Source organism: Lentzea xinjiangensis, assembly GCF_900110955.1.
In the GTDB taxonomy this organism is placed as follows: Bacteria; Actinomycetota; Actinomycetes; order Mycobacteriales; family Pseudonocardiaceae; genus Lentzea; species Lentzea xinjiangensis.
Genome location: NZ_FOFR01000009.1, coordinates 283,484 through 307,331, shown reverse-complemented (window position 1 = coordinate 307,331; position 23,848 = coordinate 283,484). Strand labels below are relative to the sequence as shown.

Sequence of the window (23,848 nt, the reverse complement as noted above, 5' to 3'; positions counted from 1 at the left end):
AGTCACTCGTTCTGGTGATCGAAAGATCGGATTTCCGCCGTGTGGGGGATGCGGTGCGGCCGTGTGAGTGGCTGGAACCGGTTCCGATTAGGGTGCGTGCGTGGGAAAGCTCGTAGTGATCGAAGGTCTGGACGGCGCCGGCAAGCGCACGCTCGCCACCGGGTTGACCGAAGCGCTCAACGCCGAGGGCCGGACCGTGGCGAGCCACGCGTTCCCGCGCTACGGCATCAGCGTGCACGCTGACCTGGTCCGCGACGCCCTCTACGGCAAGATCGGCGACCTCAGCGACTCCGTCTACGGCATGGCCGTGCTCTACGCGCTCGACCGGCGCGGCGCGGCCGACGAGATCCGCAAGGACCTCGAAGAGCACGACGTGGTCCTCCTCGACCGCTACGTGGCCTCCAACGCCGCCTACAACGCCGCGCGGCTGCACCAGGACGAGCACGGCGAGTTCGTCGAGTGGGTGCGCGAGCTCGAGATCGAGCGCTTCGGGCTGCCCGTTCCCGATCTGCACCTGCTGCTCCGCGTGCCCGTGGAGGTGGCGGCCGAACGCGCCGCGAAACGCGAGCAGGACGACGACGCCCGCGCTCGCGACATCTACGAGTCCGACGGCGGGCTGCAGGCGCGGTGCGGGGTCGTTTACGACGGATTGGCGAACATCGGCTGGCTCGCCCCGTGGCAAGTGGTCGACGGGCGGTCAAACGTGAACTTTCGTTCGCTTCTGGGACCGCTCTTCACTCCTTGAGTGGTCGCTCACGTGCGTACCCGTTGACACGATCGTGTGTCCGGTACGTAACTGTGAGTGAATAGGAGGGCACAATTTGAAGCGTGTCCTGCAGCGCCCCCCGGTCGGAGTCGCCCGTACGGCGGTCCTGATCGCTGCCGCCCGCGCCACCGAGCAACACCGCCTCCACCCCCTCTTCCACGACCCGCTGGCCGCCGGGCTCGTCCGGGCCGCCGGCTCCGCGAGCGACCTGAACGGCGTCCGCACCCTCGCGGGTGACCACTTCGTCCTGCGCACCCGCTACTTCGACGACGCGCTCCTCGCCTCGGCCCGGCCCCAGGTCGTGCTCGTGGCGGCGGGCCTCGACACCAGAGCGTTCCGGCTGTCGTGGCCTCCGGGCACCAGACTCTTCGAGCTCGACTTACCCGAGCTGCTCCGGTTCAAAGAGGACGTCCTGCGCGACCTCGCCGCCGAGCCCTCCTGCGAACGGGTCGTCGTTCCCTGCGACCTGCGCGACGACTGGGCCACGGCGCTGATCCGCGCCGGGTTCGACCCGAACCGGCCCGCGGCCTGGTTGCTGGAAGGCCTCTTCATGTTCCTGCCGCCCGACGTGGGCGAGCAGGTCATGTACCTGGTGAGCGCGCTGTCCGCACAGGACAGCACGCTCGCGCTCGAACACGTCAACCGCGAGTTCCGCGACCTGCCGCAGATGCGGGCGGTGCACGAGCGGTTCGGCACCATGGACGCCCGCTGGCAGTCCGACGTGGAGGACCCCGTCGCGTGGCTCGACGGCTACGGCTGGCACGCCACCGTGACCCACCAGGTCGACCTCGCCGCGCGGCACGACCGCGCGGTTCCGGCGATCACCGACCCGCGGAAGGTGGGTGACGCGCGCATCTGGCTGGCCTCGGCGACCCGCACGGCCTGAGAACCCCCGGGTAACGAAAGGTGACCGTCGCGCGGTAACTCCCGCGACGAACAGGCCAAATCGGGGCGAGGTGGGGCACGTGGAGCGAGGGTTCCGGCCGGTTACCGAACGACCGCACACCGCCACCAGCGGCAACGGAACGTGGGCGGTGCGCGAACGCGCGACCGGCAGTGGGACGATGTTGGGTATGAAGGCACGCGTGCTCGTCGTCGATGACGACCCCGCCCTGGCGGAGATGCTGACGATCGTGTTGCGCGGGGAGGGCTTCGACACCGCGGTGGTCGCCGACGGTGCCCGTGCCCTGCCCGCGCTGCGCGAGCTCAAGCCCGACCTCGTGCTGCTCGACCTGATGCTGCCCGGCATGAACGGCATCGACGTCTGCAAGGCGATCAGGTCCGAGTCGGGCGTGCCGATCGTGATGCTCACCGCGAAGAGCGACACGGTCGACGTGGTGCTGGGCCTCGAGTCCGGTGCGGACGACTACGTGGTCAAGCCGTTCAAGCCCAAGGAGCTGGTCGCCCGCATCCGGGCGCGCCTGCGCCGCACCGAGGCCGAGCCGTCCGAGGTGCTGCAGATCGGCGACCTCACCATCGACGTCCCCGGTCACGAGGTGCTGCGCGAGGGCAGGCCCATCCAGCTCACGCCGCTGGAGTTCGACCTCCTCGTCGCGCTGGCCCGCAAGCCGCGCCAGGTCTTCACCCGCGAGGTGCTGCTCGAGCAGGTGTGGGGCTACCGCCACGCCGCCGACACCCGCTTGGTGAACGTCCACGTGCAGCGGCTGCGCTCCAAGGTCGAACGGGACCCGGAGCACCCCGAGGTGGTGTTGACCGTCCGCGGTGTCGGGTACAAAGCCGGCCCTCCGTGACAGGTGACTTATGAAGTTCGTTCGGCCGGTCGTCGCGAAGGCGCAGTTCCTCGCCGAGGAGGCGCGGAAGCGCTGGGCCGCGTTCGGTGACCTGTGGCGTCGTTCGCTGCAACTGCGCGTCGTGGTGTCCACGCTCGCGTTGTCGTCCGCTGTGGTCTTCGTGCTGGGCATGGTGCTGCAGATGCAGATCACCAACCAGCTCCTGAGCACCAAGGACGAGGCCGCGGTGCGCCAGGCGATGGCCTCGCGCAACCTGATCCAGTCCGACCTGGTCGGCCTGAACCCCGGCCCGGACAGCGTCCAGACGCGGTTCACCAGCGCGATCAACAAGCTCGCCGTCGGCGGCGTCGGCACGGACGCCACGACGGCGGGCGCCGGCGCGTTCGAAGCCGTGCTCGCCGACGGGCTCGGGTCGAGCGGCGCCGGGCGGGTGCCGTCGGTCGGACCGCTGGAGGACGTGCCGCGCGGCCTGCGCGAGATGGTCGAGAACGGCGACGAGGGCACCCAGATCCACACGGTGCAGCGCGGCAACGCGCACACCACGCTCTTCGTCGTGGGCCTGCCGATGAGCACGTCCGCCCGCTCGATGCAGCTCTACCTGATCTTCCCGCTCACCTCCGAGCAGCGCACCGCCGAGGTCGTGCAGTCGACGCTGGTGGTCGGCGGCATCGTGCTGCTGGTCCTGCTCGCGCTCATCGCGAACCTCGTGACGCGCCAGGTCGTGCGGCCGGTGCGGCAGGCGGCCGAGGTCGCGGAGCGGTTCGCGGACGGCACCCTGCACGAGCGCATGCACGTCGTCGGCGAGGACGACGTGGCGCGCCTGGCCGAGTCGTTCAACGAGATGGCCGAGTCGATCCAGGCCCAGTTCAAGCAGCTCGAGGAGTTCGGCCAGCTCCAGCGCCGGTTCACCTCTGACGTCTCGCACGAGCTGCGCACACCGCTCACGACGGTGCGCATGGCCGCGGACGTCCTGCACGCCTCGCGCGAGCAGTTCCCCGCCGGTCTCGCCCGCTCCACCGAGCTGCTGGTCGACGAGCTCGACCGGTTCGAGTCGCTGCTGGGCGACCTGCTGGAGATCTCGCGGCTCGACGCCGGCGTCGAGGAGCTGACCGCCGAACAGGTCGACATCCGCGTGCTGGCCCGCCGCGCGCACGACTCGGTGCGCGCCATCGCGACGAACGCCAACTCGCCCGTGGTGCTGGACCTGCCCGAGTCCGAGCTCACCGCGGAGCTCGACTCCCGCCGCGTCGAACGGATCCTGCGCAACCTGCTCGCCAACGCCATCGACCACGGCGAGGGCCAGCCGGTCGAGCTCACCATGCGCGGCAACGACGACGCCGTCGCCATCACCGTGCGGGACCACGGCGTCGGCCTGCGGCAGGGCGAGGCGGAGCTCGTGTTCAGCCGCTTCTGGCGCGCCGACCCCTCCCGCAACCGCCGCACCGGCGGCACGGGCCTCGGCCTGTCGATCTCGCTGGAGGACGCGCGCCTGCACGGCGGCTGGCTGGAGGCGTGGGGCGAACCCGGCCACGGCGCCGTGTTCCGGCTGACGCTGCCGCGCAGGCACGGCGAGGAGGTGCGGGAGAGCCCGCTGCCGCTCGCGCCCGCGATCTCCAGCCACCCCGTCGCGGTGGCGGAGGAACCGGCCGCGGAGGAGCACGGCGTCGTCGAGCTGACCCCCGAGGAGATCACCTGGCAGCCCGCGGAGCCCGTCGACGGGCCTCCCGCGGAGAGGTCGTCGGAAGAGGTTTCGGAGGAAGTGCGGTGAAGCGGCTCTCCTTGCTGGTGCTCGTCCTCGTGACGCTGTCCGGGTGCGCCGCGATCCCGACGAACACCCAGCCCAAGCCGATCGGGTCGAAGGACAGCAGGGCGACGAACACGGTCAAGGCACCGGAGCCGCGCCAGAACATCGACCCGTTCATGCTGGTCCGCGACTTCATCGACGCGACCTCGAACCCGGACAGCGACTTCGCGGCCGCCCGCGCCTACCTGACGCCGGAAGCCAACCAGAAGTGGGACACCAAGAACCCCACGATCATCGAGACCACGTTCGCCACGGTGCCGCCCACCCCGGCCACGCAGGCGCCGCAGGACAAGACGCAAACCGTTCTGCTGCAAGGCAAGTACGTCGGCCGGCTGGGCAACGACAACTCGTTCGTGCCGCGCCTCGGCGACGTCCAGCAGGCCGTGAGGCTGGAGCGCAACAGCGAGAACCAGTGGCGCATCTCCGAGCCGCCGCCGGGCGTCTACATGCCGCAAAGCCTGTTCAACAACAACTACCGCCGGGTGACGCTGTACTTCTACAACCCCGAGTTCACCGTGCTGGTGCCGGACCCGCGCTACGTCGTCATCCCGCCCGCGACGAGCATCCCCACCAGGGTCACGGAACTGCTGATCAAGGGCCCCGGCGACGCCGTGCGCGACACGCTGGTCAGCGCCCTCGGCCCGGACACCGACGTCTTCTCGGAGACGAAGGAGGCCGACGACGGCGCGCTGGAGGTCAACCTCACCAAGGTGGGCAAGGACCTGACGCCCGAGAAGAGCAAGCAGATCGTGGCCCAGGTCGTGAAGTCGTACTCCGGCGTCACCACCTCGCGGGTGCGGGTGCTGGTCGACGGCCAGCAGATCCTGCCGGACCAGCGCGACTACCGCCCCGCCGACGTGTCGGCGACCGCGGGCGACGACCTGCTGGCGTTGAACGCGGACCTCCGGGGCATGCTCGTGGTGGACGGCACGATCCGCTCGCTCAGCGACGGCAGCCCCATCAAGGGCCCGGCGGGCAACGGCACCTACAACGTCGTCAGCGCGGCCCAGTCGCTCGACGGCTCGCGCCTGGCCGTGGTGACCAGAGCGGCCGGCGGGATGCGCCTGCGCGTGGGGGAGCTGGAGCAGGAGCTGTCCGAAGTGGACCAGCGCGCCACCACGCTGTCGCGCCCCACCTGGCTGCTGTCGAGCGGCGTGAAGGAACCGGCCACCGAGGTCTGGACGGCGGTCGACGGCACCTCCGTCGCCCGCGTCACCCGTTCCGACAACGGCGGCTGGACGGCCAAGGGCGTCAACATCACCGAGGTCCTGCCGTTCGGCCCCATCAGCGAACTCCGCCTCTCGCGCGACGGCACGAGAGCAGCACTGGTGATCGCGGGCAAGCTCTACGTGGCGTCCGTGGTGCGCAACAACCAGGACGTGGCCCTGCGCTCACCCCGCCAGGTCCAGCCCGCGACGCTGGGAGCGGCCGTGCAGTCGCTCGACTGGCTGTCCCAGGACGTGCTGGTCGTCTCCTCCTCGCTGCCGTCGTTGCCGGTCACCAAGGTCTACGCGGACGGCTACAAGCTCGACCGCTACAGCCAGTCGAACCTCACCGTGCCGGTGGGACCGGTGGCGGCGGCACCCGCGCGTCAGGTGCAGGTGATCGACCCCTCCGGGCTGTGGTCGGCCTCGGACATCACCGACGTGTGGCGGTCCAGCGGGATCCGGGTGTCCTCGGGCGCGCTGGTCTTCTACCCGGGCTGACGGGCGCCGGTGCCGGCTGTCCGGCTGGCCGCGGCTTGGCCGGCTGCGTCGGCGGCCGTCGGCTCGAGACGTGGGCCGCCTCGCTTGCTGGAGCCGCCGACGTCCTGGTCGTCATCGCCGGCCGAGCAGTCGTGGCCCCAGCGCACGCCAGGAGCAGTCGTGGCCTCAGCGCACGCCAGGAGCAGTCGTGGCCTCAGCGCACGCCAGGCAGGCCGCACGCCAGCGAGCACACAGGCCGTTGCACCAAGTCAGGCCATCCACACCTCCGTCCCCCAGCCGCCACGCGGGGGCCCCGCGTTCCCCTGAGGGAAACGCGGGGCCCCCGCGTTCCCTTGCATGCCTGGTCGGCTTCCCGGGGCGGGTGTGCCCGAGGTCGGTGCGGGCCCAGTCGGCTGGGCCCGCACCGACTGGGCCCAGCCGACTGGGTTTGAGATCAGCCCCGCACCGCAGCCCGGCAGGGCAGCACCCGGCCGACGCTCACATCCCAGCCTGGTGCGGCCGAGCCGAGGTCAGCACCACCACGCCGCGAGCCCGCACCCCGGCTCCCCGCAACGCGCGAACGCAAGCCGCCGCCGTCGCCCCGGTGGTGATGACGTCGTCGAGCACCACGGTGGTGCCCGGCGGCGGCCGGCCGCACACCTCGACGCGGCCGGCGAGGTTCTGCCGCCGTGCCCCGGCGCTCAGGCCCACCGAGTCGGCCACGCCGGGTCTCAGGCGCAGCACCGGCGCGACGGTGGCGATCTCCACCTCCCGCGCGATGCGCAGCATGTGGTCACCTCCGCGTTCTCGTGCGGCGCTGCGCCGCGAGGGCGCGGGCACGAGGGTCCACGGCGCGGGCCCCACCGACACCAGAGCCGCCGCCACCAAGGCCCCGAACCACGCCGCGAGCTCCCGTGCGCCCCGCTCCTTGAACGCGAGCACGAGCTCCCGCGCCACGCCGTGGTAGGCGGCCAGCGCCCACACGGGAGGCCCCACACCGGGGACCCGGACCGGCTGCGGAGGGCCGAAGCCGGCGAGGCACCTGGCGCAGCAAGCGGTGCCGCGGCGGCCGCAGCCGGCGCACGTCGACGGCAGGAGCAGGTCGAGAGCTGTCATGGGACCAGGATGGCGGGAGGGTCTGACAGAAAATCCGGTCGCGCGGGCAGGGGGTCTTTCGGCACCGCCCACACGAGTGAAGTTCTGATTATGTTGTCGATCTCCGCTGGGCCGGCTGAGACGCGTGGACCGGTAGTTCCGGCGCGATCTGCCAAGATCGCTCACTCGTTTTGACCCGTTTGTGTCGGGCCGTGTTGAGCGGAGATTGCCGAACCGCGACGTCCGCGTGAAGGGCGACCGTCCTATCGAGACGTGCTGCCCGGCCGTACCGCCCTGGGTGACCCGTGCGGGCGCCCGTCACACGCCTCCGGCGTTAACGATTATTCACATGCTGAGCTGACCAGCGGTTATTCATTGAAATGTGTTCATGTCCGGTGCTGAACGTGATCAACCGACTTGTCCGGCATTGGGCGAAATCCGCCGTTCAGCCGCCCGTGACTGGGCCGTGATCGGGCATCGGCACCGATCAGTTCCGCGGTGAGAACTGCCGCCGGGGGTGGCGGAGTGGTTCGGAATCGATCTCTTCCACGTTTCGGGAACATGACGCGGAGGTCGCCCGTTGGCTGGGTATGAGGCCGCGACCGGACCCGTTCGACGCAGCGACGCTGCCGTCGAGTGCCGGTCCTGGCCTGCGCCGTTCGGGTGAGCGAGGTGCCGGTGAGCGCGGTTCGTGGCACGCTCGGGATACGACTGGCGACGCGCCGTTGTCGCGCTGCGTAGTCGAGGAAAAATTCCGTCGTTCCCCCGGCAAGGGGGCTTACGCGACGGTGAATCCCAAGCTAACGTGCACCGCTATCAGCGTTCCCGGCCCGCGGGGAGGAGGCGAAGAGCCCATGACCCTGGCGCCGTGAGACCTGCGGAGGACGACCCTCTGCGACACACCCGCGATCAGAAGATCGCCACGGCGCGAGAATCCAGTCCAGCCAATGCTCGCAGCAAAGCGAGGGAGGTCGTGTATGGACATCGTCGTTAAGGGCCGCAACGTCGAGGTGCCCGATCACTACAGGGTGCACGTTGCCGAAAAGCTGGCCCGGCTTGAGCGCTACGACCGCAAGGTCATCCGCTTCGACGTGGAGCTTTTCCACGAGCCGAACCGCCGTCAGTCGAAGAACTGCCAGCGGGTCGAAATCACCGGCAAGGGACGTGGACCCGTGGTCCGTTCCGAAGCCTGTGCGGGTGACTTCTACGCCGCACTCGATGCCGCGGTCGCGAAGCTCGAGAACCGCCTGCGCCGGTCGCACGACCGCAGGCGCGTCCACCACGGGGCCCGCGCCCCGATCTCGGTGGCGGAAGCGACAAGCGGACTGGGAGACATCCCCTCCGCAGGCGAGAGCATGACGTCGCGCCGCGCGAAGACCGCGGTGCTCGACGCACCCGAGGCCGACTACGAGGGCATGGCGGAAGTGCCCGCGCAGCGGTGGGACGACGGCCTCGACGAGAAGTTGCCCGGACGCGTCGTACGCGAAAAGGAGCACGCCGCCAAACCGATGACCGTCGACCAGGCCCTCTACGAGATGGAGCTGGTCGGCCACGACTTCTACCTGTTCGCCGACAGCGACAGCGGGCGCCCGAGCGTCGTGTACCGCCGGAAGGGGTTCGACTACGGCGTGATCAGGCTGGCCTGACGCGGTAACCCACACCAACCTCCGACCGCCGCCGTCCCGCACCCCTCGTGTGCGGGACGGCGGCTCGCGTCCACCGCCGGGCGGAGCCATTCCGCGCCCCGCGTTCACCGTCAAGGTGAACTTGGCCGGACCAGGAACCTTCCCACGGGCCCCGAGCGTTCTCCACTTCAGTAGCCGAGCTGGGGCGCACGGCGACGGGCGGCTCGTGGGACTGCGCAGAAATGCCAGCTGACCTGCGTATACCAGGTCAGTTGTCCCAATCCGCCTGTGTCCGTGCACACATCTTGGCGACTTGCCTACGATGGGCAGGGGAAAGGCGTCCGACGTGGGCGCGCCGCGATACAGGTGATGAGGTCTATCCAGATGGTGCTGTCCCGACTGCTCCGCTCCGGCGAGGGCAAGATGCTCAAGCGCCTCCGCAACATCGCACACGCCATCAACGGCCTAGAAGATGACGTGGTCGACCTCTCCGACGCCGAGCTGCGCGGCAAGACCGAGGAGTTCAGGAAGCGCCACGCCGACGGCGAGTCGCTCGACGAGCTGCTGCCGGAGGCCTTCGCCGTCGCCCGCGAGGCCGCGAAGCGCACCCTGGGTCAGCGCCCCTACGACGTGCAGATGATGGGTGGCGCCGCGCTGCACCTCGGCCAGATCTCCGAGATGCGCACCGGTGAGGGCAAGACGCTGACCTCGGTCATGCCGGTCTACCTCAACGCCATCGCCGGCAAGGGCGTCCACGTCATCACCACGAACGACTACCTGGCCAAGCGCGACGCGGACTGGATGGGCCGCGTGCACCGCTTCCTCGGCATGTCCGTCGGCGCGATCCTCTCCGAGATGACGCCCGACCAGCGTCGTGCGGCGTACAACTCGGACATCACCTACGGCACGAACAACGAGTTCGGCTTCGACTACCTGCGCGACAACATGGCGTGGAGCCTGGACGAGTGCGTGCAGCGCGGCCACTACTTCGCGATCGTCGACGAGGTCGACTCGATCCTCATCGACGAGGCCCGCACGCCGCTGATCATCTCCGGTCCCGCCGAGCAGTCGGCGCGCTGGTACACCGAGTTCGCCCGGCTCGTCCCGCGGATGCGCGGCATCGACGTCACGACGCTCTCGCAGAAGGAGCGCCTCGAGGTCGTCGAGGAGAAGTCGAAGTCGTACCACTACCAGTACGACGAGAAGAAGCGCACGATCGCCGTCACCGAGCTCGGCGTGGAGTTCATCGAGGACCAGCTCGGCATCGACAACCTCTACGAGGCCGCGAACACGCCGCTGGTGGGCTACCTGAACAACGCCCTCAAGGCGAAGGAGCTCTACAACCGCGACAAGGACTACATCGTCCGCAACGGTGAAGTCATGATCGTCGACGAGTTCACGGGCCGCGTGCTCGCGGGCCGCCGCTACAACGAGGGCATGCACCAGGCCATCGAGGCCAAGGAAGGCGTGGAGATCAAGGCGGAGAACCAGACCCTCGCCACGATCACGCTGCAGAACTACTTCCGCCTCTACGAGAAGCTCGGCGGCATGACCGGTACCGCCGAGACGGAGGCGGCCGAGTTCCACCAGACCTACAAGCTGGGCGTCGTCCCGATCCCGACGAACCGCCCGCCGCAGCGCAGGGACCAGCCCGACCTCGTCTACAAGACCGAGGAGGCGAAGTTCAACGCGGTCGCCGACGACATCGCCGAGAAGCACGAGAAGGGCCAGCCGGTCCTGATCGGCACGACGAGCGTCGAGCGCTCCGAGTACCTCTCTAAGCTGTTGCTGCGCAGGGGAATCCCGCACGAGGTGCTGAACGCGAAGCACCACGACCGCGAGGCGCTGATCATCGCCAAGGCCGGCCGCAAGGGCGCCGTCACGGTCGCCACGAACATGGCCGGTCGCGGTACCGACATCGTGCTGGGCGGCAACCCGGACATCATCGCCGACCACGAGCTGCGCGAGCGCGGCCTCGACCCGGTGGAGACGCCGGAGGAGTACGAGGCCGCCTGGGCCAAGGTTGTCGAGGAGCTGACGATCCAGGGCAAGGCCGAGGCCGACGAGGTCCGCGAGGCCGGCGGTCTGTACGTGCTCGGCACCGAGCGCCACGAGTCGCGCCGCATCGACAACCAGCTCCGCGGCCGCACCGGCCGCCAGGGCGACCCCGGCGAGTCGCGCTTCTACCTGTCGCTGCAGGACGAGCTGATGCGCCGCTTCAACGCGTCCATGGTCGAGATGGTCATGACGCGCCTGAACGTGCCGGACGACGTGCCGATCGAGCACAAGATGGTCACCCGCGCGATCCGCAGCGCGCAGACCCAGGTCGAGCAGCAGAACTTCGAGATCCGCAAGAACGTCCTCAAGTACGACGAGGTCATGAACCGCCAGCGCACGGTGATCTACGCCGAGCGCCGCCGCGTCCTCGAGGGCGAGGACCTGCGCGAGCAGGTCGAGCACATGATCGAGAGCGTCGTCGAGGAGTACGTCAACGGCGCCACCGCCGACGGCTACGCCGAGGACTGGGACTTCGAGAAGCTCTGGTCGGCCCTCAAGACCCTCTACCCGATCTCGCTGGACCCGAAGGAGCTCCTCGAGTCCGACGAGGACATCACCCGCGAGTACCTGCGCGACCTCCTGGTCGAGGACGCCCTGAAGGCCTACCGCGCCCGCGAGGCGGACATCGACGGCAGGGTCGGCGAAGGCGCCACCCGCGAGCTGGAGCGCCGCGTCCTGCTGTCCGTCCTGGACCGCAAGTGGCGCGAGCACCTCTACGAGATGGACTACTTGAAGGAGGGCATCGGCCTGCGCGCGATGGCGCAGCGCGACCCCCTCATCGAGTACCAGCGCGAGGGCTTCGACATGTTCAACGCGATGCTCGACGCGTTGAAGGAGGAGACCGTCGGCTTCCTCTTCAACCTCCAGGTCGAGGCGGCCGAGCCGGAGCCCGCCCAGCCCGAGGTCCCCGTGACCCTGAGCGCGGCGCCCCAGGCACTGCCGAAGACCCAGCAGACCCAGCAGGCAGGCGGCGCACGGGCCCGTGCACGGGCGGCGGCAGCGGCCCAGCAGCAGGCCCAGCAGCAGGCGCAGGCCCCCTCCGGCCCGGCCATGGCCCAGCTCTCCGCCGGCAACGCCATCCCGCCCGCCCTGCGCGGCAAGGGCCTGGGCGGCCCCGGCCAGCAGCACCTGAGCTACAGCGGCCCCGCCGAGGACGGCGGCGTCGACGAGCACGGCGAGCCGAACGGCGCCGGGGGCCAGCAGGGCGGCACCCGCAAGGAGCGCCGCGAGGCGGCCCGTCAGGCGGCGAAGAACCAGCGCAAGCACCGCTGACCGCTCAGCACCGCACCGCGTGGGCCGCGTTCCTCCTGGAACGCGGCCCACGCGGCTTTCGGGGGCTTCGCGCCGAGGGCGGGGCGCGGCTTACGTGGTTCGTGGGGGTGTGCTTCGGGCCGGGGCCGGGTCAGGAGCTGGAGCCGGGAGGGCAGGGCTGGGCGGGGCTGGAGCAGAGGGCAGAGCTCGGCTTGCGCAGCTTGCGAGGCCTCGCTCCAGCACCGCGGATGCGGCGTACTCCGCTTCCGGGCCTTCACCCCAGCGCCCTGCCCGTAGCCCGCACGGCCCGTGTGGCCCATACGGTCCGCGCTGCCCGCATGGCCCGCACCGCTCCACCGGCCTCACTCCAGCACCGTGAACGCGGTCAGCCACCACTGCCCACCCCGGTGCTCCGCCCGAGCCGCCACCGCCAGGACCCGCCCCTCCCGGCGCACGGTCACCGAGACCTCGGCGACGAACCGCGACGGGTGGCAGATCCGGGGCGCCCGCACCATCCGCGTGCTCCTGGCCCGCACGAGAGCCCCCAGCCGGGCCGCGAGCCCGGGCACGGCCACCTGGCGCAGCAGCCGGGCGGGCCGCCGGCCGTCCAGCACCTCCAGCACCACGCCGAGCAGCCGGGTGGCGTCGAGCGGAGGCGACGGCGGCTCCGGAACCGGCGGCGGGACGGGCCGTGGACGGGGCCGCGGGATGACGGCCACCCCGGCCGGGGGCTCGTACGGAGCGAGGCGGCGGACGACTGGGGGCATGCCAACCAGGCGCGTCAACCCGTGGATCAGGACACGTGCCACCCGAAAGTGGGTACGGTCCACGCGTGCTGAAAGCCCTGGTGCTCGACTACGGCGGCGTGCTGACCGACCCCGGTGAGGACAACCCGGCGGAGCCGCCGCTCCTCACGGCTCTCCGCGGGGCGCGGCGACACGGCCTCAAGACCGCCCTGCTGTCCAACGCCGACGGCTGGTGGCACCCGCCCGCCGCCCTCCAGGGCCTGCTCGACGTCGCGGTCCTCTCCGGCGAGGTCGGCCTCGCGAAGCCGGATGTCGGCATCTACCTGCTCACGGCCACCAAGCTGGACCTGGCACCGGCGGAGTGCGTCTTCGTCGACGACCTCGCCATCAACGTCAGGGGCGCGGCGGAGGCGGGCATGGTCGGCGTCCACCACACGTCGGCGCGGTCCACGATCGACGAGCTGGAGATCCTGCTGGGAATCGCGCTCCGCGACTGAGCAGAAGCCGGGTCATCGGTCTTGAGCGCGCCGCACGAGCTCGAAGCAGAGCACGGCCGCCGCTGACGCCACGTTGAGCGACTCCACGCCCGCCGCCATCGGGATCGAGAGCCACGACGTGATGTGCGGGCGCACGTCGTCGGTGATCCCGGACGTCTCGCTGCCCAGCACGAAGGCGGCGCGTTCGCCGAAGGCCGCGGAGTAGATCGTGTCGGACGCGTGGGAGTCCAGCGCGTACAGCGGGTAGCCGGACGCGCGCAGCAACGCCGAGGCCTCCGCCGCGGTGCCGCAGCGCAGCACGGGCGCCCGGAAGGCCACCCCGGCGGAGGCCTTCACCACCAGCGGGTCGATCGACGCGACGCCACGGCGCGGCACCACGATGCCGTCGATGCCCGCGGCGGTCGCGGTGCGCAGGATCATGCCGACGTTCGCCGGCGTGGTGATGCCGTCGAGGACCAGCACGGACCGCAGCGAGTCCTCTTCCAGCGCGAGCGCGAGCGGCTTCATCCGCGGCGCCACCACGTCGGCGAGCACGCCCTGGTCCTGCTTGCCGTTGCCGGCCAGCACCTTCACGCGCTGCGCGGTCGCCCGTTGCACCGCGACGCCGCGGGACCGGGCCGCGTCGAGGATCTCGCGCGCCGCCGGGCCACGGGCCGTGTCGGCGAGCACCACCTTGTCCACCGACAGCGCCGGGTCGTCCAGCGCCTCCAGCACGGGCTTGCGGCCGTAGACGGTGACGAAGCGGTCCTTGGGCGAGATTTCCACAGCAAGAGGGTGCCAGACGGCGTTCCCGGCCCTGTCGGTCGGCACACCCGGCTCGAACGGGTGAACAGCACGACTAGAGCCGTTCGGCCCTTGTGCTCCGGATCATATCGATGATGATCGTCACATGACGGCAGGTATGCGCAGCGTCGCGCATCGTCAGCACCTCGCGAGCGGCCAGGACTCGGACGTCTTCATCCGGTCCGACGGCTTGCTGGTCAAACGCACCCGCACGGGTCGTGACCTGCGGCGCGAGGCCGAGATGATGACGTATCTGAGTGGCTACGGCATCCCCGTCCCGCGGGTGCACGACGTGACGGCCGACGAGCTCGTCATGCAGTACGTGCCCGGCCCGCGGATGTCCGAGGAGATCGGCCGCAGGCCGTGGCTCGCCGGTCACCTCGGCAGGGAGCTCGCGGACCTGCACCGCCGCCTGGACGCCATCGCGGCGCCCGACTTCCTCAGCGGCGAGGGCCACCTGCTGCACCTCGACCTGCACCCCGGCAACGTCGTGCTCGGCCCGGAAGGTCCCGTCGTGCTCGACTGGGCGTCCGCGACGAAGGGCGACCGCCGGCTCGACGTCGCGCTCAGCTGGGTGTCGCTCGCCGTGGCCCGCCTCGCGCCGGTCAAGAAGCTCACGCGGTGGCGGTTCCTCAGGTCGTTCATGGCGAATGTGGACCCGAAGGCGGTCGAGGCGATCCCGGAGGCCGCGCGCATCCGCCTCGAACGCCACGACCGCGATCCGCGGGAACGCGAGGCTCTGCGGAAGTTGATGGACCGCGAGCGCCACTAGGCTGGGTGGCATGCCGGACCGCCTGTCAGCGCTGGACGCCTCGTTCCTGTACCTGGAGGACTCCACGACGCCGATGCACGTCGGCGGCGTGGCGGTGTTCCGGCGGCCCAAGGCCGGCTTCGACTACGACAAGCTCGTCGACCTCATCGAGCAACGCCTGAGCCTCGTGCCGCGCTACCGGCAGAAGGTCGTCCAGGTCCCCGGCCGCATCGCGCGCCCCGTCTGGGTGGACGACCCGGACTTCGACGTCACCTACCACGTGCGCCGCTCGGCGTTGCCCAAGCCGGGCAGCGAGGCGCAGCTGCACGACCTCGTCGCGCGGCTGATGTCCCGCCCGCTCGACCACTCCCGCCCGCTGTGGGAGGTCTACCTCGTCGAGGGTCTCGCGAAGAACCAGACCGCGGTCATCACCAAGACCCACCAGGCCATGGTCGACGGCATCGCGTCGCTGGAGATCGGCCAGGTCATGCTGGACGTGTCGCCGTCGCCGCGCACGAACGTCGAGAACCTGTGGATGCCGCAGCCGGAGCCCAGCTCGCTGCAGCTCGTGGCCGACGCGGTCACCGACATCGTGCAGCGCCCGGGAGAGCTCGTCGAGAACGTCCGCAGCGCCGCGCTCGACACCGTCAACACGGTCGAGAAGGTCTTCAGCGCGTTCGGCGTCCTCGCGTCGGCCGTGCGCACCGCGGCCACGCCCGCACCCGGCACCCCGCTGAACGTCCGCATCACCTCTCCGCAGCGCCGCTTCGCCGTGGCGCGCGCCCAGCTCGACGACCTGCGCGCCATCCGCAAGGCGCACGGCGGCACAGTCAACGACGTCGTGCTCGCCGCTCTGTCCGGCGCGCTGCGCAACTGGCTGCTCAGCCGCGGCGAGAACGTCACCGGCAGCACCACGATCCGGGCGATGGCCCCGCTGAGCGTGCGCGACGCCGACCCCGACTCCGGCAACAACGTGAGCGCCTACCTCGTCGACCTGCCGGTCGGCGAGCCGAACCCGGTCGTGCGGCTGCACCACGTGAGCCACGCGATGCGCGCGCACCAGGAGTCCGGCCGGTCCGTCGCCGCCGACGCGCTGGTGAAGGTCTCCGGCTTCGCGCCGCCGACGCTGCACGCACTCGGCGCGCGGGCCGCCAGCTCGTTCAGCCGCAGGCTGTTCAACGTGATCGTCACGAACGTTCCCGGCCCGCAGGTGCCGCTGTACGCGGCGGGCGCGAGAATGACCGAGATCTTCCCGGTGGTCCCGCTCGCCAAGAACCAGGCGCTGGCCATCGGGGTGACGTCGTACGACGGCGGTGTGTACTTCGGGCTGAACGGCGACCGCGACGCCATGTCCGATGTGGACGTTCTCGCGAGCATGGTCGAGGAGTCGGTGGAGGAACTGATGGGGACGGCGAGCGCATGAGGGTCTACATCCCGGCCACGGTGGCGATGCTGCGCGAGTTCGCCGACACCGGCGAGCTGACCGCGGTCGGCGGCACGGCCTTCGCGCTGACGCCCGCGCTGCGCGAGTCCTACGCCGCCGGCGACACGGAGGAGCTGGAGTACGCCGCGATGCTCGACGCGGCCCGCGCCTCGTTGCGGCTGCTGGCGGGCGACGAGAAGGCCGAGCCGCGCCGCGCGGTGGTCTCGGTGGACGTCGACGAGGTGAAGCTGCGCCCGGACCTCGACTTCTCGGTCGTGAAGATCTCCGGCCCGGTGACGCTGAAGGCGGTCGCGGCCGTGCACCTCGACACGGCCGAGGCGGAGGACGACGTGCGGGCGGCGGCGGAGGTGGTGGACGCGGCCGACCTCGGCGACCCGGACGCGGAGTTCGCGCTGGGCAGCGCCGAGGACCACGAACTGGCCTGGTACGCGCCTCAGGAACTCCCGTTCGTGCTGGAGCTCATGTAGGCCGGTGGACCGGCTCGGGAAGGGGTGCGGTGGTCGTCCGCACCGAACCCCGGGACCGGTGGCGCGATCGGGGAGCCGCTCACATGCCCTCCGCGGGCTCCCACAGCTCGATCCGGTTGCCCTCCGGGTCGACGCACCAGCCGAACCGCCCGAACTCCGAGTCCTCGGTCTCCGGCAGCACCTCGACCCCGCGCGCCTTCAGCGTCGCCATCAACGACACCAGGTCGTCGACGCGCAGGTTCAGCATGGTGCGCTGGTGGGGTTCGCCGATGTAGTCGGTGTCCTGCGCGAACAACGCCATCGTCGTCGTGCCGGGGTGCTCGGACGTCGCCGTGTCGAGCCAGTGGAAGGTGACGGTGCCCTTCTCGCTCATCGGCACACCGAGGTTGTCGCGGTACCAGGCGGCCAGGCGCACGGGGTCCCGGGAACGCAGGAAAACCCCGCCGATGCCAGTCACCCGCGCCACCCGACGGACCCTACTACTGCGTGCCACGATGGGGGAATGGACGCCGTAACGTCTGCACCCGAACCGGTCAACGAGCCGGTGCACACCTACGCTCCCGGCAGTGCCGAACGCGCCAGCCTGCAGGCGCGCATCGCCGAGCTCGAAGGCGCCTCCCACGAGCTGACCATGACCATCGGCGGTCGGCAGCGCATGGCGGGTGGCGATCGCATCGACGTCGTCCAGCCGCACGACCACCGGCACGTGCTCGGGGTGACGGCGCAGGCCACGAACTCCGACGTCGCGGAGGCCATGCGGGCCGCCCAGCACGCCGCGCCCGGCTGGCAGGAGCTGCCGTTCGACGAGCGCGCCGCCGTCTTCCTCCGTGCCGCCGACCTGCTCGCGGGGCCGTGGCGCGACACCCTCAACGCCGCCACGATCCTCGGGCAGTCGAAGTCCGTGCAGCAGGCCGAGATCGACTCGGCGTGCGAGCTGATCGACTTCCTCCGGTTCAACGTCCACTTCGGGCGGCGCGTGCTCGAGGAGCAGCCGCTCTCCAGCGCCGGCGCGTGGAACCGGATGGACCACCGGCCACTCGACGGGTTCGTCGTGGCGATCACGCCGTTCAACTTCACCGCCATCGCCGGCAACCTGCCGCTCGCGCCCGCGCTGATGGGCAACACCGTGCTGTGGAAGCCGTCGCCGGCGCAGCAGCTCGCCGCGCACTTCACCATGCGGCTGCTGGAGGAGGCCGGTCTGCCGCCGGGCGTGGTCAACCTCGTCACCGGCGACGGCCAGGCCGTGAGCCAGGTGGCGTTGCGGGACAGGTTCTTCGCCGGGCTGCACTTCACCGGCTCCACCCGCACGTTCAAGGCGCTGTGGCAGACGATGGCCGGCAACCTCGACAACTACCGCGCCTACCCGCGCGTCGTCGGGGAGACCGGCGGCAAGGACTTCGTGCTGGCACACGCTTCCGCCGATCCGGCGGCGCTCGTCACCGGCCTCGTCCGTGGTGCTTTCGAGTACCAGGGCCAGAAGTGCAGTGCCGCGTCACGGGCGTACGTCCCGCGTTCGTTGTGGGAGAGAGAAGTGCGCGAACGGCTGCTCGACGTCACGAAGTCCTTGGCTTACGGCGACGTCACGGACCTGTCGGTGTTCGGCGGCGCCGTGATCGACCGCCGCGCGTTCACCAAGCACTCGGAGGCCCTGCTGATGGCCTCCGCGTCCACTTCGGTCGAGGTCCTGGCCGGCGGCTCCTGCGACGACTCGGTCGGCTACTTCGTCGACCCGACCGTGCTGCTCGGCACCGACCCGCACCACGACATCTTCACCACGGAGTACTTCGGCCCGATCCTCGCGGTGCACGTCTACGACGACGCGGACTTCCCGAAGATGATGGAGATCATCGACACCTCCACCCCGTACGCGCTGACGGGTGCCATCTTCGCACGTGACCGCGCCGCCATCGAGCAGGCGCACAAGGCCCTGCGGTTCGCGGCGGGCAACTTCTACGTCAACGACAAGCCGACCGGCGCGGTCGTGGGGCAGCAGCCGTTCGGCGGCTCGCGCGGCTCCGGCACCAACGACAAGGCGGGCTCGATCTACAACCTCCAGCGCTGGACGAGCCCGCGCGTCGTCAAGGAGACCCTGGTGCCGCCGACCGGCCACAGGTACCCGCACATGGGCTAGGCCCGCGGCGTCCAGCCCGTCGCCTCGGTCAGCTTCCTGCTCACCACCCGCTGCGACCGCGAGAAGACCTCGAACGACGCCGTCGCCCTGCCCACGAACCCCGGCAACCGGGTGATGCCCGTGTCCCGCTTCAGCACCGGCGTCCCGACGTTGTAGACCCCGGGAGGCGCGTCGAGGGTGGCGACCGCCGCGGCCGCCGCGTCACCGGGGTGCACGACCGACATCCAGCCGTCGCCCACGAGCACCGGCGGCGGCTGCGCCTCGCCGCCGATCAGCATCCCGATGCGCAGGAACACCCCGCCGGGGTGGGCGAGGACGTTGTGCTGGGCCCGCACCGAGCTCGCGACGTGCCCGACCGGGTCGAGCGGCGCGTCCTCGTCGAGCTCCCGGTCGCCGCCGTCCGCGTAGACGAACGAGATGCCCTCCTGCACGATCCGCCCGACACCGGCCCTGGTCGCGGCCTCGGCCACGGCCGCGCTGCCCTCCGTGCGGATCCGGTTGTTCTCGGCCCAGGCGCCGGCCAGCACGGCCTTCGCGCCGAGCGGGATGCGGGTGGCGAGGTTGACGACGGCGTCGTAGCCCGTCAGCGCCGCGGCGAGCTGCCCGGCGTCGAACATCGACGTCGTGCGCCGGTCCAGCACCCCGACCTCGTGTCCCGCCGCCCGCAGCCGCGGCACCGCTTCCCGTCCGAGCACACCCGTCGCACCGATCACGAATACCTTCATGACCAGTGGACGAGACAGCGCCTCAAGACGTGACGGGCACCCTCCCCAGCGCCTTGCCGGCGAGTGACTGGGTGACCTGTCCGACCGCGTTGGCGTCATGGCTGCGCTGGACGACCTTCAGCCGGATCAGCTGCCCGTCCCGCACCTCGACAACGGCGTCGCACGTCACCTCGCCCGACTCGTCCCCGCCCGAATCGACATCGCAGCGCCGGGTCATCGGGCGGTCGCCGATCACCGCGCCGTAGCCGCCGCCGGCCAGCAGCTCCTGCGACGCGTCCGCGAACTCCCCGGTCTCCAGGGTCAGCCGCGCCCTCAACGAGTCGAACGGGTAGTCGCACGCCCGCTCGGTCCTGGCCGGAGTGCCGCTGAGCGCGCCGGCGTCGCCCGCCGCGAGCAACGTGCAGGGATCGGTGTCCTCGAACGCCGGGGGAGCCGGTTGTTGTGCCGTGCACGCCGTCAGCACGCCGAGCAGCAGCGCCGGTCCGAGGTAAGGCCTGGTCACGGTCATCCGTTCAGTCGGTGTAGTCGTCGAGCCCGGCACGTGACGCGAGCAGCCGCCGCAGCGACGTGAGCCGGCCGGGAGCGTCCGGCACCAGCTCGTCCAGCACGCAGCCGGGGTCCTCCGGCGCGCCCAGGTGGCCGCAACCGGGCGGGCACTCCTCCGCGGCCTCCGCGAAGTCGGGGAACGCCTTCACGATGTCGTCCGGGGTGATGTGCGCGAGGCCGAACGAGCGGATGCCCGGGGTGTCCACGACCCAGCCGCCGCCGGGCAGGCGCAGCGCCACCGCCTGCGTCGAGGTGTGCCGGCCCTTGCCGACGCCGGACACCACGCCCACCGCGCGGTTCGCGTCCGGGACGAGCTTGTTGACCAGCGTCGACTTGCCCACGCCGGAGTGGCCGATCAGGCACGACACCGTGTCGGTCAACCGCGCGCGCAGCTCGGCGGGCTCCTCGTCGAAGCGCGTCACGATCACCGGCACGTCGAGCTCGGTGTAGAGCGCCAGCAGGTCGTCGGCGGAGGCGAGGTCCGCCTTCGTCAGGCACAGCACCGGTTCCAGACCGCCGGCGTACGCGGCGACCAGGCACCGGTCGATGAAGCCCGTGCGCGGCGGGGGGTCCGCCAGCGCCACCACCATGATGAGCTGGGAGGCGTTCGCGACGACGACTCGTTCGAACGGGTCCGTGTCGTCGGCCGTCCGGCGCAGCACCGAGGTGCGCTCCTCGACGCGCACGATGCGGGCCAGCGTGTCCGGCTGGCCCGACGTGTCACCGACGATGCCGACCTGGTCGCCCACCACCACGGGCGTGCGGCCCAGTTCGCGTGCCCGCATCGCCGTGACGACGGCGCCGGACTCCATGGCGCACGTCCAGCGGCCGCGGTCCACGCCGATCACCATCGCGCTCTCGGCGTCGGCGTGTTCCGGGCGCCTCTTGCTGCGTGGCCGCGTCCCCTTGCCGGGGCGCACGCGCACGTCCGATTCGTCGAGCTTGCGCCAGTCCTGCTTGCTCACGTCAACGCGCCCCCGTGAGCATCGCGTCCCACATGCCCGGGAAGTCCGGGATCGTCTTCGTCGTCGAGCCGATGTCGTCCACCTCGACGCCGGGCACCACGAGGCCGATGATCGCGCCCGCGGTCGCCATCCGGTGGTCGGCGTAGGCCTTCCACAGCCCGCCGCGCAACGGCGCCGGGTCGATGACCAGGCCGTCCTCGGTCTCGGTCGCATTGCCGCCCAGCGCGTTGATCTCGTTCACGAGAGCGGCGATCCGGTCCGTCTCGTGGCCGCGGATGTGGGCGACACCGCGGATCACCGTGCGGCCCTCGGCCAGCGCGGCCAGCGCGGCCACGGTCGGCGTCAGCTCGCTCTCGTCGCGCAGGTCGACGTCCAGGCCGGCCAGCTTCTCCGGGCCGCGCACCGTCAGGCCCGCGTCCGACAGCGCGACCTCGCATCCCATGCGCTCCAGGATGCCGCGCACCGCGTCGCCGGGCTGCGTCGTCACGGCCGGCCAGCCGGGCACGGTCACCTCGCCACCGGTCACCGCGGCCGCCGCCAGGAACACCGTCGCGTTCGACAGGTCCGGCTCCACGTGCCACGTGCGGGCGCCGATCACGCCGGGCTCGACGTGCCACACGTCGGCCGTGCCGGTGTCCACCCGGACGCCGGCCGCCCGCAGCGTCTGGACCGTCATGTCGATGTGCGGCAGCGACGGCACCGGCTTGCCCGCGTGGCGCACCGTCACGCCCTTGTCGTACCGGGCGCCCGAGAGCAGCAGTCCCGACACGAACTGCGACGAGCCCGACGCGTCGATCGTCACCTCGCCGCCGGGCACCGATCCGGTGCCGCGCATCGTGAACGGCAGCGCGTCGCCGTCGACCTCCGCGCCCAGCCCGCGCAACGCGTCCAGCACCGCGCCCATCGGCCGCGTGCGCGCCTGCGGGTCGCCGTCGAACCGGATCTCGCCCTCGGCCAGCGCGGCGGCGGGCGGCAGGAACCGCATGACCGTGCCCGCGAGGCCGCAGTCGACGTCGGCCGGTCCGCGCAGCAGACCGGGCGTGACGTCCCAGCCGCCGTCCTCCCGGTCGGCGAACAGCACGCCCAGCGAGGAGAGCGCGGACGCCATCAGCACCGTGTCGCGGCTGCGCAACGGCGCGTGCACCGTGGACGGCTCATCAGCCAGTGCCGCGAGCACCAGAACGCGGTTCGTGATCGACTTCGAGCCGGGCACCGGCACCGTCGAGTGGACTGGGCCTGCTGCGCCGGGGGCTGACCAGTGCTGAGTCATGCCCTGAATGATCCCGCATGGGCACTGGTGCGGTGACCACCAGCCCGCGCCGGGGCGAAGGTCGGCCCCGCGACGGCGCGCAAGGTCGCACGGGTGCTCCCGACGTGCGACGATGACGACTTCGGAGGTGATCGGTTTTGTGCGGTAGGTACGCCTCCACCAAGGACCCGGCGCTGCTGGCGGCCGAGTTCGACGCGGTGGACGGAACCGGCGACGAGGCGCCGGGACCGGACTACAACATCGCTCCGACCAAGCACGTGCTGGCCGTGGTCGAGCGCAAGCCGGCGGAGGACGCCGACGAGGTGGAACGCAGCCTGCGCGTCATGCGCTGGGGGCTCGTCCCGCACTGGGCCAAGGACCTGTCCGGCGCGGCCAAGATGATCAACGCCCGCGCCGAGACCGTGCTGACCAAGCCCGCCTACAAGCAGTCGGCCATCAAGCGCCGCTGCATCCTGCCCGCCGAGGGCTGGTACGAGTGGCAGCCGGGCGAGGGGCGCAAACAGCCGTACTTCATGACCCTGGGCGATGGCGCTTCTCTGGCGATGGCGGGCATCTGGTCCGTGTGGTGGAAGGACGACGTCCCGACCGTCACGTGCGCGGTGCTCACCACGGACGCCATCGGCGCGATGACCGAGGTGCACCACCGCATGCCGTTGCTGCTGCCGCGGGACCGCTGGTCGGCGTGGCTCGACCCGGCCTCGGCGGACCCGAGCGAGCTCCTGGTGCCGGACCCCTCGATCGTCGAGGCGCTCGAACTGCGCCCGGTGTCCACGGCGGTGAACAGCGTGAAGAACAACAACCCCTCCCTGCTGGACCGCGTCTCGCTCACCGAGGCCGAGAAGCCCGCGCCCACCCTGTCCGAGCTGTCGTGACGACGCTGTTGGTGGACACGCCGCACGGCCCCGCGAGGGCCTCGCTGCACTGCGCCCACGAACCGCGTGCCGCCCTGCTCCTGGGCCACGGCGCCGGTGGTGGCGTCGAGGCCCCCGACCTGGTCGCCACGTGCCGCGCCGCCAACTCCGTCGGCGTGCACGTGGCCCTGGTCGAACAGCCCTACCGCGTCGCGGGCCGCCGGGCCCCCGCGCCCGCCAAGCAGCTCGACACCGCCTGGCTCTCCGTGGTCGACGACCTCGGCGAGCGCTGGTTCGACGGCCTGCCCCTGGTGTTCGGGGGCCGGTCGTCCGGTGCGCGCGTGGCCTGCCGCACCTCGGTCGAGGGGCAGGCCGTGGCGGTGCTGTGCCTCGCGTTCCCGGTGCACCCCCCTGGCAAGCCGGAGAAGTCCCGGATGGCCGAGCTGGACGGTGTCGAGGTCGCCACCCTGGTCGTGCAGGGGGAGAACGACCCGTTCGGCCAGCCGGTGCACGCTCCCCACCGCGAAGTGGTGCTGCTGAAGGACGACCACTCGCTGAAGGCGTCCGTGGCGGACGTGGGCAGGTACGTCGGCGAGTGGCTGGACCGCGTGCTGCGCCCGCTCGACTAGCTTGCCGG

The 23,848-nt window shown here is 71.1% G+C and carries 22 protein-coding genes; 14 read left to right on the top strand and 8 right to left on the bottom strand.

Annotated elements, in window-relative coordinates; all coding sequences use genetic code 11:
* The first annotated feature begins 100 nt into the window (after window positions 1–100).
* From BMW88_RS21285 to BMW88_RS21265, 5 genes are all read left to right on the top strand, one after another.
* On the top strand, window positions 101–745 hold the full coding sequence (locus BMW88_RS21285) for a dTMP kinase (protein WP_089953184.1): 645 nt from the start codon (window positions 101–103) through the stop codon (window positions 743–745).
* A 76-nt stretch (window positions 746–821) separates the two neighbouring features.
* Window positions 822–1,652 (top strand): SAM-dependent methyltransferase, encoded by an 831-nt coding sequence (locus BMW88_RS21280; protein WP_218148152.1) that lies wholly within the window; start codon window positions 822–824, stop codon window positions 1,650–1,652.
* Window positions 1,653–1,839: 187 nt separating this feature from the next.
* Complete coding sequence (gene mtrA / locus BMW88_RS21275) at window positions 1,840–2,517, top strand: MtrAB system response regulator MtrA (RefSeq protein WP_030471262.1); 678 nt, start codon at window positions 1,840–1,842, stop codon at window positions 2,515–2,517.
* A 10-nt stretch (window positions 2,518–2,527) separates the two neighbouring features.
* A complete protein-coding gene (gene mtrB / locus BMW88_RS21270; RefSeq protein WP_089953181.1) occupies window positions 2,528–4,285 on the top strand; it encodes an MtrAB system histidine kinase MtrB in 1,758 nt (585 codons plus the stop codon).
* Window positions 4,282–6,027, top strand: coding sequence for an LpqB family beta-propeller domain-containing protein (locus BMW88_RS21265; RefSeq protein WP_089953179.1), 1,746 nt, complete (start codon window positions 4,282–4,284; stop codon window positions 6,025–6,027). The genes mtrB and BMW88_RS21265 overlap by 4 nt, the downstream gene beginning before the upstream one ends.
* A 477-nt stretch (window positions 6,028–6,504) precedes the next feature.
* Here BMW88_RS21265 and BMW88_RS21260 read toward each other — a convergent pair whose 3' ends face one another.
* The gene (locus BMW88_RS21260; RefSeq protein WP_089953177.1) at window positions 6,505–7,122 is read right to left on the bottom strand and encodes a ComF family protein; all 618 of its coding nucleotides are present in this window, start codon (window positions 7,120–7,122) and stop codon (window positions 6,505–6,507) included.
* A 956-nt stretch (window positions 7,123–8,078) separates the two neighbouring features.
* Between BMW88_RS21260 and hpf the strand changes: the two genes are divergently transcribed.
* Complete coding sequence (gene hpf / locus BMW88_RS21255; RefSeq protein ID WP_089953175.1) at window positions 8,079–8,747, top strand: ribosome hibernation-promoting factor, HPF/YfiA family; 669 nt, start codon at window positions 8,079–8,081, stop codon at window positions 8,745–8,747.
* Between the two features lie 363 nt (window positions 8,748–9,110).
* Window positions 9,111–12,056, top strand: coding sequence for a preprotein translocase subunit SecA (gene secA, locus BMW88_RS21250; protein ID WP_089953173.1), 2,946 nt, complete (start codon window positions 9,111–9,113; stop codon window positions 12,054–12,056).
* Between the two features lie 341 nt (window positions 12,057–12,397).
* On the opposite strand, the gene BMW88_RS21245 is transcribed toward secA, so the two are convergent.
* Window positions 12,398–12,802: an Rv3235 family protein gene (locus tag BMW88_RS21245; protein ID WP_143116175.1), complete on the bottom strand. Its 405-nt coding sequence runs from the start codon at window positions 12,800–12,802 to the stop codon at window positions 12,398–12,400.
* A 65-nt stretch (window positions 12,803–12,867) separates the two neighbouring features.
* On the opposite strand from BMW88_RS21245, the gene BMW88_RS21240 reads away from it, so the two are divergent.
* On the top strand, window positions 12,868–13,278 hold the full coding sequence (locus BMW88_RS21240; protein WP_218148151.1) for an HAD-IA family hydrolase: 411 nt from the start codon (window positions 12,868–12,870) through the stop codon (window positions 13,276–13,278).
* A gap of 12 nt (window positions 13,279–13,290) precedes the next feature.
* Here BMW88_RS21240 and BMW88_RS21235 read toward each other — a convergent pair whose 3' ends face one another.
* Entirely contained in the window at window positions 13,291–14,043 is a 753-nt protein-coding gene (locus BMW88_RS21235; RefSeq protein WP_089953170.1) for a TrmH family RNA methyltransferase, read from the bottom strand.
* A 124-nt stretch (window positions 14,044–14,167) separates the two neighbouring features.
* Between BMW88_RS21235 and BMW88_RS21230 the strand changes: the two genes are divergently transcribed.
* From BMW88_RS21230 to BMW88_RS21220, 3 genes are read left to right on the top strand one after another with little or no spacing between them, the layout of a single operon-like run.
* Entirely contained in the window at window positions 14,168–14,833 is a 666-nt protein-coding gene (locus BMW88_RS21230) for a phosphotransferase (RefSeq protein WP_089953168.1), read from the top strand.
* A gap of 10 nt (window positions 14,834–14,843) precedes the next feature.
* The gene (locus BMW88_RS21225; protein WP_089953166.1) at window positions 14,844–16,235 is read left to right on the top strand and encodes a WS/DGAT/MGAT family O-acyltransferase; all 1,392 of its coding nucleotides are present in this window, start codon (window positions 14,844–14,846) and stop codon (window positions 16,233–16,235) included.
* A complete protein-coding gene (locus BMW88_RS21220) occupies window positions 16,232–16,723 on the top strand; it encodes a DUF6912 family protein (RefSeq protein ID WP_089953164.1) in 492 nt (163 codons plus the stop codon). The genes BMW88_RS21225 and BMW88_RS21220 overlap by 4 nt, the downstream gene beginning before the upstream one ends.
* A 79-nt stretch (window positions 16,724–16,802) precedes the next feature.
* On the opposite strand, the gene BMW88_RS21215 is transcribed toward BMW88_RS21220, so the two are convergent.
* Window positions 16,803–17,189 carry a VOC family protein gene (locus BMW88_RS21215; protein WP_177221218.1) on the bottom strand — a complete coding sequence of 129 codons (387 nt, stop codon included), beginning with the start codon at window positions 17,187–17,189 and terminating at the stop codon, window positions 16,803–16,805.
* Window positions 17,190–17,225: 36 nt separating this feature from the next.
* On the opposite strand from BMW88_RS21215, the gene pruA reads away from it, so the two are divergent.
* Window positions 17,226–18,854: an L-glutamate gamma-semialdehyde dehydrogenase gene (gene pruA, locus BMW88_RS21210; RefSeq protein WP_089953162.1), complete on the top strand. Its 1,629-nt coding sequence runs from the start codon at window positions 17,226–17,228 to the stop codon at window positions 18,852–18,854.
* Here the strand turns inward: pruA and BMW88_RS21205 are convergent.
* The 4 genes from BMW88_RS21205 to aroA are packed head-to-tail and all read right to left on the bottom strand — an operon-like array spanning window position 18,851 to window position 22,360.
* The gene (locus BMW88_RS21205) at window positions 18,851–19,579 is read right to left on the bottom strand and encodes an NAD-dependent epimerase/dehydratase family protein (RefSeq protein ID WP_089953160.1); all 729 of its coding nucleotides are present in this window, start codon (window positions 19,577–19,579) and stop codon (window positions 18,851–18,853) included. The genes pruA and BMW88_RS21205 overlap by 4 nt on opposite strands.
* Window positions 19,580–19,601: 22 nt before the next feature.
* Window positions 19,602–20,081: a hypothetical protein gene (locus tag BMW88_RS21200; RefSeq protein WP_143116174.1), complete on the bottom strand. Its 480-nt coding sequence runs from the start codon at window positions 20,079–20,081 to the stop codon at window positions 19,602–19,604.
* Window positions 20,082–20,091: 10 nt separating this feature from the next.
* Complete coding sequence (rsgA, locus tag BMW88_RS21195) at window positions 20,092–21,090, bottom strand: ribosome small subunit-dependent GTPase A (RefSeq protein WP_089953156.1); 999 nt, start codon at window positions 21,088–21,090, stop codon at window positions 20,092–20,094.
* Window position 21,091: 1 nt separating this feature from the next.
* Window positions 21,092–22,360, bottom strand: coding sequence for a 3-phosphoshikimate 1-carboxyvinyltransferase (gene aroA, locus BMW88_RS21190; RefSeq protein ID WP_089953154.1), 1,269 nt, complete (start codon window positions 22,358–22,360; stop codon window positions 21,092–21,094).
* 137 nt (window positions 22,361–22,497) lie between these two features.
* Here aroA and BMW88_RS21185 point away from each other — a divergent pair, with 137 nt between their 5' ends.
* Together BMW88_RS21185 and BMW88_RS21180 are read left to right on the top strand one after the other, a co-directional pair.
* Complete coding sequence (locus BMW88_RS21185; protein WP_089953153.1) at window positions 22,498–23,232, top strand: SOS response-associated peptidase; 735 nt, start codon at window positions 22,498–22,500, stop codon at window positions 23,230–23,232.
* Window positions 23,229–23,840 (top strand): alpha/beta hydrolase family protein, encoded by a 612-nt coding sequence (locus BMW88_RS21180; protein ID WP_089953151.1) that lies wholly within the window; start codon window positions 23,229–23,231, stop codon window positions 23,838–23,840. Before BMW88_RS21185 ends, BMW88_RS21180 begins: the two co-directional genes overlap by 4 nt.
* The last annotated feature ends 8 nt before the right edge of the window (window positions 23,841–23,848 follow it).